The sequence below is a fragment of the Acinetobacter sp. R933-2 genome (assembly GCF_030325485.1).
Lineage (GTDB): Bacteria > Pseudomonadota > Gammaproteobacteria > Pseudomonadales > Moraxellaceae > Acinetobacter > Acinetobacter sichuanensis.
This window is the reverse complement of sequence record NZ_JACAIJ010000003.1, coordinates 160,350-175,980: the sequence shown is the minus strand read 5'-3', so window position 1 is coordinate 175,980 and position 15,631 is coordinate 160,350. Positions and strand designations below refer to the sequence as shown.

15 protein-coding genes are annotated in these 15,631 nt (G+C 32.1%); 9 read left to right on the top strand and 6 right to left on the bottom strand.

The annotated features are described in order from the left end of the window. Nucleotides 1–66: 66 nt before the first annotated feature. Nucleotides 67–1,779 carry an ATP-binding cassette domain-containing protein gene (locus HX005_RS04970; protein WP_286376507.1) on the top strand — a complete coding sequence of 571 codons (1,713 nt, stop codon included), beginning with the start codon at nucleotides 67–69 and terminating at the stop codon, nucleotides 1,777–1,779. Nucleotides 1,780–1,927: 148 nt separating this feature from the next. Here HX005_RS04970 and HX005_RS04965 read toward each other — a convergent pair whose 3' ends face one another. Continuing rightward, nucleotides 1,928–3,385 carry a CYTH domain-containing protein gene (locus tag HX005_RS04965; protein WP_286376506.1) on the bottom strand — a complete coding sequence of 486 codons (1,458 nt, stop codon included), beginning with the start codon at nucleotides 3,383–3,385 and terminating at the stop codon, nucleotides 1,928–1,930. Nucleotides 3,386–3,575: 190 nt separating this feature from the next. Here HX005_RS04965 and HX005_RS04960 point away from each other — a divergent pair, with 190 nt between their 5' ends. Together HX005_RS04960 and HX005_RS04955 are read left to right on the top strand one after the other, a co-directional pair. Then, complete coding sequence (locus HX005_RS04960) at nucleotides 3,576–3,956, top strand: Mpo1-like protein (RefSeq protein ID WP_286376505.1); 381 nt, start codon at nucleotides 3,576–3,578, stop codon at nucleotides 3,954–3,956. A 109-nt stretch (nucleotides 3,957–4,065) separates the two neighbouring features. Next, on the top strand, nucleotides 4,066–5,268 hold the full coding sequence (locus HX005_RS04955) for a toxic anion resistance protein (protein ID WP_107006500.1): 1,203 nt from the start codon (nucleotides 4,066–4,068) through the stop codon (nucleotides 5,266–5,268). A gap of 58 nt (nucleotides 5,269–5,326) precedes the next feature. Here HX005_RS04955 and HX005_RS04950 read toward each other — a convergent pair whose 3' ends face one another. The 3 genes from HX005_RS04950 to HX005_RS04940 form a co-directional block, all read right to left on the bottom strand. Continuing rightward, on the bottom strand, nucleotides 5,327–5,845 hold the full coding sequence (locus HX005_RS04950) for a hypothetical protein (protein WP_286376504.1): 519 nt from the start codon (nucleotides 5,843–5,845) through the stop codon (nucleotides 5,327–5,329). Nucleotides 5,846–6,044: 199 nt separating this feature from the next. Further along, on the bottom strand, nucleotides 6,045–6,740 hold the full coding sequence (locus tag HX005_RS04945; RefSeq protein WP_286376503.1) for a hypothetical protein: 696 nt from the start codon (nucleotides 6,738–6,740) through the stop codon (nucleotides 6,045–6,047). Nucleotides 6,741–6,819: 79 nt separating this feature from the next. Continuing rightward, nucleotides 6,820–7,842, bottom strand: a complete 1,023-nt coding sequence (locus HX005_RS04940; RefSeq protein ID WP_286376502.1) for a hypothetical protein — start codon at nucleotides 7,840–7,842, stop codon at nucleotides 6,820–6,822. Between the two features lie 204 nt (nucleotides 7,843–8,046). On the opposite strand from HX005_RS04940, the gene HX005_RS04935 reads away from it, so the two are divergent. The 5 genes from HX005_RS04935 to HX005_RS04915 all read left to right on the top strand — a co-directional run bounded on the left by HX005_RS04935 (nucleotide 8,047) and on the right by HX005_RS04915 (nucleotide 12,564). Further along, nucleotides 8,047–8,934, top strand: a complete 888-nt coding sequence (locus tag HX005_RS04935; RefSeq protein WP_286376501.1) for a hypothetical protein — start codon at nucleotides 8,047–8,049, stop codon at nucleotides 8,932–8,934. A 290-nt stretch (nucleotides 8,935–9,224) separates the two neighbouring features. Beyond that, nucleotides 9,225–9,845, top strand: coding sequence for a thiamine phosphate synthase (thiE, locus tag HX005_RS04930; RefSeq protein ID WP_286376500.1), 621 nt, complete (start codon nucleotides 9,225–9,227; stop codon nucleotides 9,843–9,845). A 41-nt stretch (nucleotides 9,846–9,886) separates the two neighbouring features. Then, the gene (hemL, locus tag HX005_RS04925) at nucleotides 9,887–11,188 is read left to right on the top strand and encodes a glutamate-1-semialdehyde 2,1-aminomutase (RefSeq protein WP_286376499.1); all 1,302 of its coding nucleotides are present in this window, start codon (nucleotides 9,887–9,889) and stop codon (nucleotides 11,186–11,188) included. A gap of 65 nt (nucleotides 11,189–11,253) precedes the next feature. After that, nucleotides 11,254–11,673 carry a GlcG/HbpS family heme-binding protein gene (locus tag HX005_RS04920; RefSeq protein ID WP_286376498.1) on the top strand — a complete coding sequence of 140 codons (420 nt, stop codon included), beginning with the start codon at nucleotides 11,254–11,256 and terminating at the stop codon, nucleotides 11,671–11,673. Nucleotides 11,674–11,967: 294 nt separating this feature from the next. After that, entirely contained in the window at nucleotides 11,968–12,564 is a 597-nt protein-coding gene (locus HX005_RS04915; protein ID WP_286376497.1) for a GGDEF domain-containing protein, read from the top strand. A gap of 69 nt (nucleotides 12,565–12,633) precedes the next feature. Here the strand turns inward: HX005_RS04915 and HX005_RS04910 are convergent, their stop codons facing one another. Together HX005_RS04910 and HX005_RS04905 are read right to left on the bottom strand one after the other, a co-directional pair. Then, nucleotides 12,634–13,653, bottom strand: a complete 1,020-nt coding sequence (locus tag HX005_RS04910; protein WP_286376496.1) for a hypothetical protein — start codon at nucleotides 13,651–13,653, stop codon at nucleotides 12,634–12,636. Nucleotides 13,654–13,714: 61 nt separating this feature from the next. Next, nucleotides 13,715–14,419: a YidX family protein gene (locus HX005_RS04905; RefSeq protein ID WP_286376495.1), complete on the bottom strand. Its 705-nt coding sequence runs from the start codon at nucleotides 14,417–14,419 to the stop codon at nucleotides 13,715–13,717. Nucleotides 14,420–14,891: 472 nt separating this feature from the next. On the opposite strand from HX005_RS04905, the gene HX005_RS04900 reads away from it, so the two are divergent. Further along, on the top strand, nucleotides 14,892–15,536 hold the full coding sequence (locus HX005_RS04900; protein ID WP_107006511.1) for an RluA family pseudouridine synthase: 645 nt from the start codon (nucleotides 14,892–14,894) through the stop codon (nucleotides 15,534–15,536). Nucleotides 15,537–15,631 lie beyond the last annotated feature (95 nt).

Sequence of the window (15,631 nt, the reverse complement as noted above, 5' to 3'; positions counted from 1 at the left end):
GCATTTGATCTGCCATGATTAGAATAAGAATAAATTGACTAAAAAATAGATAAAAATAGGTTTTGGATGAGTATAAAAGTTTTAAAAAATTATCAAAATATTTGGAAAATTGTCAAAAATCGTTATCCCAGACCGATACAAGATATGCTGATTTTAGGTCTATTCTTGATGATTCACACGTTACTTTCAGTTGCAGTGCCTTATATTTTAAAAGAAATTGTTGATCAGTCTCATACGACAAATGTTGTAACATTTGACCAGTTATTTACATGGAAAAATCTCTACATTTTAGCAACAGCCTACGCTTTAGGATGGTTGCTGATGAATGTGTTAAATCATGCAGCGAATTTCTTAAGTGCAAGATTAATGACTAAATTTAAAATTGCACTTTTACATGGTGGGGTCAAACAATTTTTTGAGGCGACATTTGCTGAACAGAAAAAAATTGAATTGGGGGTTTATCAAACTGATATTTTACGTGGAGCTGACTCATTTGGTACGATTACCTACGTTATTTTATTTGTATTAGTTCCTATTCTATTCCAAATTTTAAGTATGGTTTGGGTGCTTGCACATGCTATTGAATTAGCTTATGCCTTATATTTTATGTTATTCGCCGTGATTACTTTTGCATTGAACATATATTTTACTGCAAAGGGAAATGATATTTTTACTGCAATGTATAATGCGCAAAATCAGGTCGGTCAGTTTTTAGTTGAAAAAATTCAAACAAATTATGATATTAAGGTTAATGGTGCGCAGCAATATGAAATGAATTTATACGAAAAGCGTTTAGAACATTATAAAGATGAGATTTTAAGTAGCCATAAAAAACTTGCTGGTTTAATGGTTATACAAGTTTTATTTGTGGGTTTTTTTCTTTTATCGTTTATGTTGTTGACCGTTTATCTGTTCAATCAAAAGCAAGTGACTTCAGGTGATTTTGTCCTCATTAGTACATATATTATTGCATTAACCATGCCTTTATTAATGGTGTCACAAAGTATTATTCATTTGAAAGGTGATTTTATTGCCATCGAAAAATTTGAACAATATTTTCATTTAATGACAGATCAACTCAGTTCTGAAGTTATTATTGATCAGCCTATTTTCTATGCGTTTAAACAAGCCGAATTTTACTTAGGTAAAAACCTAATTACAGATTTTGACTTTGTCATAGAACAAGGGAAGAACTATATTGCGATTGGGCAAACAGGTATAGGAAAAACGAGTTTTATCAACTATTTAATTGGCTTAGAAAAGATAAAAGCAGGGCAATTGTTTTATAAAAATGTGGAAATCAGTCAACAATTCTCTGAAAATATTTTTAAAGAAATTGCAGTTGTGAGTCAAATGCCTGTAGTGTACTCGGGAACATTTAGAGAAAACTTAGTTCATAATAGTCATTATACATATACAGATGATGAGCTTTATGATTATTTAGAACGGTTTAATTTATTGAATTTAATAAATAAAAATAATTTAGCTTTAGATGATAATATTAAACATGTTTATAAAAGTTTTTCAGGTGGCGAAAAACAGCGTATTAGTATTATTCGAGCACTACTTAAAAAACCACAATTATTAATTATGGATGAGCCAACAGCCGCATTAGATGAACAAACAAGTATGACATTAATGAAATTTATTCAAAGCCAAGTAAAAACAACTTTTATCATTTCACATGCAAATTTTGCCCAACAATATGCAGATGAAGTCATTAATTTTGATACTTTAATTCAAAAAAGTGCTATTCAAAAAACTGATTTAGAACAATGAGGTTTTTAAATATCACTAAAAATAACTAAGTAAAACTTGATGTTTGTTACTCAATAAGGTGACCACAACATATCAATGTCTTGATCACCTGATAACATAATACAAAATAAACTTAAATGTAAAATATTGAATATTTTATAGTTTAACCTTATTTTAAAAACTTTCGACTGATTAGAAATTGTTCAGTTGCTTCAAGTAGTTTTTCTGCATAAGCTTCTTGCTTTGCAGTTAACCAACCTAATGCAAACCAATCACTGGCTTCTAGTTCAGTTTGTTGTAAATAAGATGAAGATGATGCTAAAACTTGATATTGCTCAGATGCTTGCTGTGCATCGTTCAGTGATTTTCCATATTTTTGTAGATTTTTTACATCATAAATTTGGGTTAAAATCGGGAAGCTAAATTTTAACTCATTCAGTCTTTGCGCTAAAAGTTCAAGGCTTTCCAGATGATTTAAATCGGCTTGACTCAAAGCCTCTTGTAATAATTTATATTGATTTTGCAGCGTATTTTGTGCAAACCATTTTAAATCATGAGTGGATTGTTCAGCCTCTACAAGGCTAAACATGAGTAATTCTAAATAATGCTGCACATTTTGTGTAGATTTAACTAAATTATTCAACTTTTCCTGTGCATATAGAATGTCTTTATCTAAACTTTCAGCCGTTTTAGGGTTTTGTAGCAAAGCACCTAAAGTATTTTGCATGTGTTGAAAATGTTGTAAATTTTGAAAATGACTTTCAAATGCAGCAAGCTGATGTGCCCATTTTTCAGTTTTTACATGTGTCCAATCTTTAAATAAAGATAAACTGAGATGTAAATGGTGTAAGGCAAGCTGAGCTTGTTGAATGTGTTCTGCTTCAGCGACTTGTGCTGAAATTGCGGCAATATTTGGTAATAGATGTTGCATATGATTAGCAATCATCGTTCTTAAGCTTTTGTCTGAACTATCTTTTTTGTTCAGGATCATTTCTTTAGCGATATGAGCAGGGCTGACAGTTTGATTTAATGTCAATAAGTTACCAAATTCGGCTTTACTACGAACATCTAACCAAAGTTGATATTTTTTCACCCATTCAAAACTAAAAGCCAATAAAGATTGGATAGAACCATTTTTTAGTTCAAATTCAACTTCATGAATTTCATGACGTGCTGTTTGAGTACGCACTTCACCAATGTCTAAACTGACTTCAATTTCTGCATCTTCAAATGTAATGACTCGACACGTTCTTTGAATATCAGTTTCAAATTGCAATTGTAGTTGGTCAAATTGATCACCTAAAGCATTTTGCAGAATTTGATCAGCTTCGGAGTTTTTTGGATAGAGTGAAAGATCCAGTTGTGGTGCTTCAGCTAATTCACCTAAATTGTGATTTTCTTCAATACGTTGTAAATGGTTTTTAGTCGCAGCTTTAAGGGTTTGAACCCATGTTTTACCTTCTAAGCGTTGACGCAGTGCAGCACCGTGTGCCGCCAATTTTTTATCAGGTGTATCGTAATACTTGGCTTGAAGTTGAATAATTTCAGACTTTTTAGGGTCAATGGCTTTGAGTAAAGCATTACGACGGCTTTCTGAAATCTGAAATTTCAATTCAACTTCAAGCATGGTGAAATCCTGAAAAATAGTAAAATTTGAATTTTAATGCGCTATTGTAGCCTAAAATATACTGTAAAATTGTTCGCTTTCTTGTCGATTCAAACTGCATTATCAGTATTTATATTGGTCAAAGTTCATTTGGCTTTTAATTCGGCATCCATTAGAATAAAGCAATACAAAATAAATAAGGAAAATCAGAATGAATGCACTCGTTGAACCAAAATCAGAATTAACGACGCCGAACTTTCAGCTACCAATTAAAAATTATTCTGAATTTTATCGTTTTTATCTTACCGAACACCGAAATATTATGAGTCGCCGTTTACATGCGGTAGGCAGTAGCGTCGGGATTTATTTTTTCACTAAAGCAATTCGTCAGCGTAAACCTAAATATTTTGTATATGGATTAGTTTCTGGCTATGCCTGTGCATGGGTAGGGCATTTTGTTTTTGAAAAAAATAAACCAGCAAGTTTTAAACAACCGTTATATAGTTTTATTTCAGATTGGCGGATGTTATCTGATATTGTTCGTGGTAACTTAAGTTTAAAAGACCGTCAGTTTGATAAAATTGATCGTTAATCGTTTTGATTAAAATTTAATAATTCACTTAAATAATAGATAAAACCTCTTTGAATGATTGAATCAAAGAGGTTGAAAAAGATCATAATAAAATAAAAGAGGACAATGTATGGCTAAAATAGAATTAACTGCACCTGATGCATTACCTTTAGTAGATCATCAACAAGTTGGTGGCGCAGTAAAAATTAAGCCAGAGGTTGTACAAAATTTAAATCAACAAGTTGAACAATTTTTACAACATTTAATTGATCTTCCTGTACATGAAAAAACCTTTCAAGATAAGGTGAACGCAGTTCATCAACTTGGACATAATAGTGTTAAAAAATCATCACGACTGAGCCACCGCTTACTTTCAAGATCATTGAATCAACTCAATGATGATGCTGACAGTCAAAATATTAGCCAAAGTTTGATTGATCTTAAACAAACTTTAGACAGTTTGAATCCTGCAAATAATCAGAAATTTTTTGCTGTGCGAAAATGGTTAAAATTTTTACCTTTAGGTGAGCGAGTCGAAGACTATTTTGATAAATATAAATCTTCAGAAGAGCATATTAATGTTGTACTGAGTAGTTTAGAAAATGGTAAAGATGAATTAATTAAAGATAATATCGCATTAGAACGTGATAAACGTAATATGTGGGAGACTATGCAAGAGCTTGAACAATATAGTTATATTGGGCAGGAACTCAGCCGAAAAGTTGAAGATATTATTGAAAATGTACGGGTGACAGATCAGCAAAAAGCAATGGTTTTACAAGAAGAAGTTTTGTTTTATTTAAAGCAGAAAGTCACCGATTTAATGACGCAACAAGCGGTGAGTGTACAGGCGTATATGTCGCTAGATTTAATTCGAAAAAATAATTTAGAACTGATAAAAGGTGTAGACCGTGCTTTGATGACAACGGTTTCTGCCTTACAAACGGCTATGGTGGTGGCTCAAGCCTTATCAACTCAAAAACTTGTTCTAAATCAGGTTAAAATTATTAATAGCACCACTGAAGATTTGATTGTTGCAACCAGTAAAATGTTGAATCAACAAACACGAGATATTCAATCACAATCTTCAAATAGTGTAATTAATGTTGAAAAACTACAAGTGGCTTTTAACCAAATTTTTGAAACCATTGATTTAGTGAACGAATTTAAAGTTCGAGCTTTGCCTAATTTACAACAAAGTATGGATCATTTAGCTGCACAGTTACAACGTGCGCAGCAATTTACAGATCAAGTTCGAGCTCAAGAAGTTGCAGAGCAATTAAAAGATGAGCAGCTCACTGTAAAAGATTTTATTTCTGTCAATGAAAAGTAATTTGATATCTGATCATCTATAACCAATAAAAAGTTGTAAGAATTGCAACTTTTTACTTTTAAGCTGAATGATCAGAAATATCCTGCTGCGTCTTAAAAAGATCGGGTTGTTGTAATTTATATTTTAAGAATTGCCCATGATCAACCAATTGATTTAAATCATTTAAATAAATTGACTCAGCAATATTTTCAAACTCATTTACAATCATTTGTAGCTGTTGTTCAATAATCTGATTTGGTGTCTGTTGTTGATCTAAAACTTTACGATTTCTTAAAAACTCAGGAATATCAATAAAATGTTGTAATGCAGGGCTAAGATAGGCATTTAAGGTTCTTTGAATATCCATGATTTCATTTTGAAATGATTCATCTTGACTCTGCTGAAGTTTTTCATTCATAAATTGCATGATTTCTTCAATTTTTGTCAGTTGATTTTGCGCATTTTGACTTAAATGTCGTAGACTCTGACTTTGTAAATGTTGATAATTTGAAATGAGTTGTTGATATTGTAAAAAATAAGCAGTTGATTGTTGATGGATAACGTCTATTTTATTTTCATCTTCTTGATTTTTTAACATTTTTTTAAATTCTAAATCACTTATTTTATACAGCCAATATACACCAAATACAATTCCCAGTAATATAACGACCAGTAATAGATTAGAAAACCATGTATCTATAAATAGAAGGATACTAATAAAGATAGCAAGTATAATCGAGATAACACACGTGATTAAAGCGTCTTTTCCAGAAATTCGATTATGTGATTGATCTTTATTACTCATCGTTTTGCCAAATTCTCTTTGTGTTTTGCTTTAATTCAAATACTGGTTTCACATCTAAATTTTGTTGTATGAAATATTGGTGGTTTAGTAAGGATTGTAAGTCATTTTGGTATAAAAATTCTATTTTTTTAAGTAATTTTTCTATAATTTTATTGCGTTCATCTATGAATGTTTGCTGATCAAAGTTGTTATATGCATGATTTAAATAATGATCAAATAACAGTTGAATTTTTTTTAAGCATTCATTTTCAGCCAACCTAAGTTTACGGTTTAGTTTTTTAGAAATATTAAATTGAGTGGATTTTTTACGTTGCTCTATATCCAGAAAAATCATTTCAATTTCATCTAAATAAGCTTGGTTTTGAGAATCTAATTGTGTATAAATATTTTTTTTAAAAATTTGAAATTGTTGTATGATCGTGATTTTTTTTTGATTAACTTTTGGATGATCAGTTTTAAATAGCTGAATAGGGATTGATTTTAAATTTTGATTTTCATTTTTTTCAATATGCTCATGTATTGTATTTGGAAATAAAACTTGATTCAAAATTTTCATAAATACAAGTAAGAAAAGATAAAGACATACTAAAGTCAGCACAAAAATACTTAAAGACTTTAAAAAACTTATTTCACTATAGATGAATAAAATACAAATTAAGATAATTAAAGTAATTTTAAGATAATGCATAAATTTAGATCACCTTGAATATTTTGTATTTTCATTCAACCTCTTGATTTTATTATGCTGTTTTTAATATTCTAAAATTTTATTTTTTATCTATTTTAAAATCCTCCTCAGCTTTTAAACTTTGATGTAAGAATTCTTGATGGTCTAATAAAGATTGTAAATCATGATTGTAAATAGACTCAACTTGCTTTAACAAATCATCTAAAATTTTATTCAGCATTTGTGTAAACCAAAGATCAGGAACATTGTTTAAATTTCGACAAAAACGTGTTTGTTCATTTCGCGGATAAGTCAAAAATTGTTGAGTATATTCAAGGATTTGTTCTAATAACGTGAGTTGTATTTTTGAAATACTTTGTCTGTTCTTATAAAATTTTTTTTTGTTTGATAGCTTTAAATCAACTTCTTTGAATACTTTATATATTTCATTGATTTGGCGTTTATGGCGTATGCCTAAATAACTTTGATAATGTATTTTTAGCTCGAACAGTTGTTCTGTACGACTATTTTCAGTATTCAGTATAAATGGAGGAATAATTTTATCTGACGTTGTTTTGATTATCATTGGAGTATTTGGTTTAGGGTTTATAGTACGTTGTTTAAATTTAAGTTGTCGTTCAGAAATTGATGACTTATCTTGAGTATTTGAAGTAGGAGCTTCCCATTTGATTTCAAAAAATGTACTTTTTATTTTAAAATAGATTAAGTAGGCTAAAATAATAGGCAGTTGGTATAATATAAAGTAAACAAGAAAAGTAGAAAAAATGACGATTAAAATTTTAAAAAATTTTAGATGTATAAATGCTGAAATAATTAAAATAAAAAATGTAGAAATAAAAATGATGCTTAAACTATAAATGAGATTTATTTTAAAAATACGATAATTTTTTTCATAATATTGAGGTAGTTCAATTTTTTTTGAATAGAAAAAACACTTATAAAGAAAAAATAAAACTAAATAAGATGTTATAGATGCTAAAAAACTTTGAGTAAAAACTAAAATAAAAAAACCAATTAAGCTGAAAATGAAAATATCACGATAAATTTTCTTAAGTTCTTGACTTGGGGTTTGAAGACCTGCTTTTATTTTGGAGATGAACATTTTTTCGTTTATATATTTAATGTGTTTATAATATAGAGTCTTAAGTATAACAGTAAATAAAAAAGAAGTATTATTTTTATTCAGAAAGCATTCAAATTTTTGAAAATCATAACTTTAGAGATTTAACAACTCCTTATTTGAGGAATAGTTTTATTGCATTTTATTTTTAAAAATAGGATGGCGCTTTCAACAAGGATGATCCAAATGAAAATTAAAATATTAACACTTGTTTGTACTTTAGCATTAGTTGCTTGTGGGAGTGATAATGATGATGATACAAATCCAACAAATCCAACAAATCCAACAAATCCAACAAATCCAACAACAGATGAAACAGCAAAAGCACTGATCAATGAAGTTAGTGGAATTGTTCTCCGAGAATCTTTAGGAGATGGTTTAATTGACTCTTTGGTATATGGAACAGATGAAATATTTGATCATAATATCAAGTGTGAATCTGGTTCATATCAAAAAACAGCCAATACGGTCACTTTAAATAAATGTGTTGGTGTTTTTGAAGTTGAAGGCAAGGGGAGTGCTTCTGGTGTTATTAAGTTTAAGCAAATCAATGATCATAGTCGTGATTATGAATTTAACGACTTGAATGTTTCATTTGCAGATGGAGAAAATCAGGTCATTAATGGTGGGCTGAATGTCAATGATTTACCTTCCGTAGCGACAATCACAGTCAATCAAATTAAAGCAGTGATCAAACAATTTGATCAAAGTAAAAAACTTAGAACAGTCAATTATGTGGTTGATAACTATAAACTTGTTTGGTCAGCACAAGATGCCACAAATGTTAAATTACAATTGAGTGGTAAAATTGCTGCAACAGGTGGTGAAAATGGTGACTTTAGCGTTGCTTATGACAATACTAATCAGCCATTCTTTGTTAAAAAAGATGCAAAAAATGATGATATTGTTTCTTCGCCATATAGCGGTGTCATGACAATTATTGATACCAAAAACAATAAAAATATTACGACAATTTCAGCTTTAAATGATCAGACTGCACAATATAAAGCAGTTTTAAACAATAAGATCTTATTTGATGAAACAAAAAAATGGTCTGAAATTTTAGAGTATTAATATCATCATTTGACCTAAACTATTTGGCTTTTAAGTTATTTGTTTTTTAAATTTATGCTGTGCTCCAGACACAGCATTTTTTTATGTGAAAATTAAAGATGAATTATAAATGTTAATTATAGAAATTAAGGCATGAATAGCCAAAAAAATATAATTTTAGAAAATTTAGCAAAATGTTTGTAATCAATAAACATTATTTGTAAGCATAAAATATTTTTTAATCGCTTTATAACATGAAATATAAAAGAACAACGCTATAATTAGATCAATTAGAAACTTTAGGTATTTGTATGCGCGGTCTTTATCTCATTACCAATGATGATCCAATTGAACTTTTATTGGCAAAGCTTGAAGGTGCAATGTCAACTTATGAAGTGGCAGTGTTGCAATATCGCCGTAAAAAAGTGGCAAAACAAGATCAGGACTATGAAATCGAATATATGAAGTTGATGTGTGCGCAATATAAAGTCCCTTTTGTGATTAATGATGACTTGGAAGCCGCAGTAAAATATGGCGTAGGCGTACATTTGGGACAGGGTGATGGCTCAATTGTTGATGCTGTTGCTCGTTTACCCAAAAATGTCTTGATTGGTCGCAGTTGTAATAATTCGATTGAGCTTGCTGAACAAGCCATTGCGGATGGCGCAAACTATGTGGCTTTTGGTGCAATTTATGCCACTGAAACCAAGCCTGAAGCAGGCAATATTGGATTGGAAACTTTAAAACAAGCCCAAGCAAAATTTGATGTGCCAATTTGTGCGATTGGTGGTTTAACTGTTGAAAATTCAAGTGAAGTGATTGATGCAGGTGCCGACCTTTGTGCTGTGATTAGTGATATATTGGGACAGTCGTTATCAGGCGTTACTGTGCGTACCCACGAATGGGCTGATTTATTTGCATCAAAAGCATAAGCTTTTTTGAATGCCGTTCTATTTTTAAGTTGAGCATTTCCATGACTTTATCTGCTAAGCAAGAACAATTGTTTAAACAAGCAAGCAAACATATTCCAGGTGGAGTGAACTCTCCTGTACGTGCCTTTAATGGTGTCGGTGGTACGCCAGTTTTTATTGAAAAAGCCAAGGGTGCTTATTTATATGATGTCGATGGCAAGCGTTATGTCGACTATGTGGGTTCATGGGGACCGATGATTTTAGGGCATGCACATCCTGACATTATCAAAGCTGTACAAGATGCTGCTGTCGATGGTTTAAGTTTTGGTGCGCCGACTGTGCACGAAACCACATTGGCAGACATTATCTGTGAAATCATGCCTTCGATTGAGTTGGTGCGTATGACCAACTCAGGAACGGAAGCGACCATGACCGCAATTCGTCTGGCGCGTGGCTATACTGGACGTGACAAAATTGTCAAATTTGAAGGCTGTTATCACGGTCATTCAGATTCATTGCTGGTAAAAGCAGGTTCAGGTCTGTTGACGAGCGGTGAAGGTGAAGCGACTTCTGCGGGTGTACCTGCTGATTTTGCCAAACACACTTTAACTTTGCCATACAATGATATTGCCACTTTAAAAGAATGTTTTGCCAAATTTGGTGCTGAAATTGCAGGGGTAATTGTTGAACCTGTCGCAGGGAATATGAATCTGGTCAAACCGATTGATGGTTTCTTACAAGCTATTCGTGATGTGTGTGACGAACATGGTTCAGTTTTCATTATTGATGAAGTAATGACAGGTTTCCGTGTTGGTTTAGGCGGTGCGCAAGCACATTATGGCGTAACACCTGACTTAACCACTTTGGGTAAAATCATTGGTGCAGGTCTGCCAGTAGGTGCCTTTGGTGGTAAACGTGAAGTGATGGAATGCATTGCACCTTTGGGTAAAGTTTACCAAGCAGGTACATTGTCAGGCAATCCATTGGCGATGCGTGCAGGGATTGAAATGTTTAAACATTTACGCCAAGACGGCTTTTATGAAAACATTACTGCACAACTCGAAAAACTACTTATAGGGTTACAGGCTGCTGCGAATGAAGCAGGTATTGCCTTTAAAACTCAGCAAGTGGGTGCGATGTTTGGTTTGTACTTTACAGATCAAGAAGATATCACAAGCTTTGACTCGATGTTGAAATGTGATGTTGATGCTTTCCGTAAGTTCTTCCACGGTATGTTAAAACGTGGTGTCAATCTTGCGCCATCGGCTTTTGAAGCGGGCTTTATTTCGGCTGCACATAATGATGAAGATATTCAATTTACTATTGATATGGCAAAAGAAGTCTTTGCAGAAATGAAAGCTTAATACCTCTCCCTAACCCTCTCCTGAAAAGAGAGGGAACTCCTTAAATTTTGAATAGGAATGAATGGATGCAAACCAAACATTATTTGACTTTGGCAGATGGCGAGTTTTTATTGGATCATGCACATCAATATGCGGTTCAAAAACAATTTAATGTCAGTATTGTCATTGTGGATGAAACCGGGACTTTAGTTGCGATGAAGCGTATGGATGGCGCTGCACCGATGACCGCAAACCTTGCTTTGGAAAAAGCCAAATGTTCTGCAATCAGCCGTAAATCTTCAGGTTTATTTGAAAATTTAATTAAAAATGGTCAAATGGGCTTTCTGACTATGGAAACTTTTTCAGGGATGCTAGAAGGTGGCGAGCCTATTTTATATGAAGGGCAGTTGGTTGGTGCTGTCGGTGTTTCAGGTGTGAAATCATTTGAAGATGCAGAGATTGCGTTATATGCAATTCAAAATTTCTTAGCTCAGTTTTCTTCATAAATTAAATGATTTATGCTGTTAAAATGAGGTAGATTGTATCTCACTGCAATCTATCTTATTCAAATAAAAATAAAGGAATTCCTCAATTCATTAACTATACTCAAACTTTTATTATTCAGTTATACTAAATAGAAATGTTAGTTAATTTTGTTTTAATTTTATTGTAAATCTGGTCACATTCTTAGTTTTGATTGCTATATATATCAAGAATTGCTTGAAAATTAGATTTGGAAATCATTGAATAAATTGCTACATTGATAGGATAAAATAAAAAACCATGGGGATGGGGATTGTATGCGCAATAAAATTTATTCAGAAAAACGTCGTAAAATTTATAGATTACTCAACCAAGTTCTGAAAAATTCCTTGTTTACAAAACTTATCCATAAGGATCAAAAACATCAGGATTTAGAAACAGATACATTAACAGGTGTATACAACCAGTTTGCAATTAATCAATTTTTAAAGGAGTTACATCCACAAGAATTGATTCAATACGGGATTATTCTTTTTAATCTTGATAATTTTAATAAATTAAATGAAGAATATAATCAAAAAGTTACCAATGAAGTTTTGGTTTCGGTTGCTTATCAACTGAGTCACAATATTCGTGATACGGACTTGGTTGGGCGTTTCAGTGATTCAGAATTTATTTTGATTTTAAATGATATTAATCAACAACAAATAGCCCAAATTGCTGAGCGTTTACTTGGTGTGATTAAGAGTCATCCAATTAAAATAAAAAATAAATTGATTCATGCTGAATTAAGTTATGGAATGTCAGTCTCTGAGCAAAATGTAAAAAGTCATGAGGTTTTACAACAAGCAGATCAAAATCGTTTTGAAATACAGGCTCAAGGCTTTCATTCAGGCTCACAAAGTTTATCTTAATGAAAGTATAGATATTCCTGTTTTTAAAGAAAAAATAGGAATATCCATTGCCTGAAAATATAAAATCGTCTAGGAGCGATTACTTCTACGAGCCATGATTTTTTCGTCATTAGCATTTAAAATTTTTAAAACTTGACCATCAGTGGTGTGCAAAATGGCTTGTTGATCGGTGTAAACGGTTCCATCTTTTGCTTTTGCAGTTTTATTTGTTGGTGGTGTAAACAGCCAAGTTTCTTGATTTTTAATTAGGGGATGAAGCAAAAAATTAAATTCTGTTCCTTGAGGATAATCAATACCGCCAAAATGTAAATCTTTGGCAAGTGTGCCATTTTCGATGCCTAATAATTGATGATTTTTATCTAAATAAATATTTGCCCACTCAACCGAAATATTTTTGTAGTGCGTTAACGGATTTCTGATTTGCCAAGTATCTTGAGCAATAAATCCATCGGGGTATTTTGAATATTTACTACGTTGAATATCAGCTCCAGCTTGCAAGGTAATTTGTTTGAGTTTGATAGGATTTGCTAAAATACAAAATTCTAAGCCAGAAATATTTGCTTGTTTATCTAAATAAACTTTTATGTAATTTTCAAGTTTGCATTGCCAGCCCTCAATTTGATCAACTCCTTTACCACGCAAGGTAATTGAACGATCATCAAACATTTCTAATTCATAGCCTCTAGGAATTTGTATATTATTAATTTGAAAATTACCAAAAGCGACGGGTGTTGGAAATGTTGCCTCACGAAAAGATTCTTGGTTGTTGGCTTCAAATAAATAAAGTTCTGTGCCTGTTGGCATAGAAATACCTAAAATATTTTGTGGTGAAGTTAAGGTTTGATAAGTTGCTTCATGATCAGTTTTAACTTCAAGTTGCGCTTTCTTAACCAGAAAAAATAAACCTATACTGAGCAATACACATAAGCAACTTGTGACAAAAAGTGATTGTAGGAAAATATTGCCATTTTTGAGTTTGGTACGGCATTGAGCGCTAAAAATAAGTCCGATTGCAAATAAGCAAAAAACCAAGCTGCCTATTGCTGCAATAAAAAAAATCCATAAATAGCTAAAAGAAAAAGGAATCATATTTAAATATATTTGGAATTATGCAGGATATTCTATAAGTATCCTGCATATCTTTAAATAATTAATCAAATATTTTGTGAATCGCTTGGAACGGTAAAGTCACAACATCAAATGCTACAGCAAAAGGGAATAACATTAATTTATTGGCTGCGTTGCTACCGACTTCAGAATAGTCTTTCTCTTGTTGTTGCGTATAAATGCTTATACGATAAGGCTTACTGAGCGCTTTAAAAGAATCACGGTTGGTTGCAGCGGGATATACGACTCCAGCAAGTTTAATGTCAAAGCAAAAGCGTTGAGCCTCCATACGTTTATCGCTTGAACTGGTACATTCTTCAGCACCATTTTCAATAAAGAACTCACGGTCAGCTTTGCTTACATCTTCGGCAAGTTTGACATAGGAAAGTTCCACAGTTCCCACAAATTTTCCATCATTTTTAGGTGAGGAAAAATCTAAAGAACGTTTGATTTGTATATTTTTAGGATCAAGTGCAGAAATTACTTTTGCAAATCGATTTCCACCATGTGTTAAAACATAACTATATTGTTGTCCAACAATAACGATACTGTCCTGAGGTAGATTTGCTAAAGGTTGGGATGGTTTACCAAAAGCGATGACATAATCTTCAATTAAGGTTTTTTGCACTGTTTGTATGCGTATACCATCATCTTTTTCTAAAAGTGTTTTTGTAGCACATCCTGTCGTAAAGAGGACAGCGGCACTTAAAGTAAGGGGAAGGAAAGGGTTTTTGAGTGCTGTAAGCATTTTTATACTCATTGATTATTTTCAATTTAGTTTATAGCATTTAAGTTATAGCCCGTTAAGTTTATAAGATGCCAAAATTATCGATAAATTTTCTAATTTTGAGATGTGTTTATCGTTTTTCATGGTGTGGGTTGGCAAAATATAATGATTGAATATCTTTAATTTAAGTTTTTAATGTGTTGGGTGAATGTTTATTGACCTGAAACAATTTTTCCATGTAATTCAGCATCATTTGTATATGATGTTGTACCGATATGCATTTTTATTTTCATCGTATTAACGTTTTCAATATTCTAAACATATTTTTTATAAAGATGACAATATTGAAATTGTTTAGTGGTCTAAAAGCTTATTCTACTTTTAGATTGTGTCAATTAGAGCAATCAATCGAAAAAACGAAAATATTCATTGTATTTTTAAGCTAAGATTCTTATCATTGCCTGCTTGTTTGCACGATCAGCGGAATTGAACCTTGAGTAATTTTCTAACCGAACACCTGATACATCGTGATGAAGATTTTATGGTGATTGCAAAGCCAGCGGGTATTCTCACTGTTCCGGGCAAAACAGAAGATTTACAAGATTGTGTGATTAATCGTTTATTAAAGATAGAACCAAAAACATTACTTATCCATCGTTTAGATCGTGATACATCAGGTATTTTAGTCTTTGCTTTGTCTCGTTGGGGACAAAAAAGTATTTCCCGTCAGTTTCAAGAACGCCAAACGTCAAAAACTTATCAAGCTGTGGTTGCTGGGCATTTAGTCGGGCAAGGTACGATTGATGTTCCTGTTGTTTATGACCCAGAACATCCTCCTTTGCATATTGCAGACCCTCAAAATAATAAGCCTGCTTTAACAGAGTGGCAAAGCATTGAGCATTTTGAAATACAAGGGCAAGCTGTAACACGAGTAAAATTAACGCCGATTACAGGACGTTCACATCAGCTTAGAGTGCATATGCAATTTTTAGGACATCCTATTATTGGTGATACTTTATATGCAACGCCAGAACAACAAATATTAATGCCGCGTTTATGTTTACATGCGGAACAGTTGAGTTTTCATCATCCTAAAACAGAGGAGGATGTACAATTTTATTGTCCAGTTCCGTTTTAACTTGGTTTTATTAACAAAGATTGAATGTGCTCACTCTTTTGGTGAGCTTTGTGTCAAAAAGTATTGCTTAATGGGGTTAAACTTTGTTCAAATAT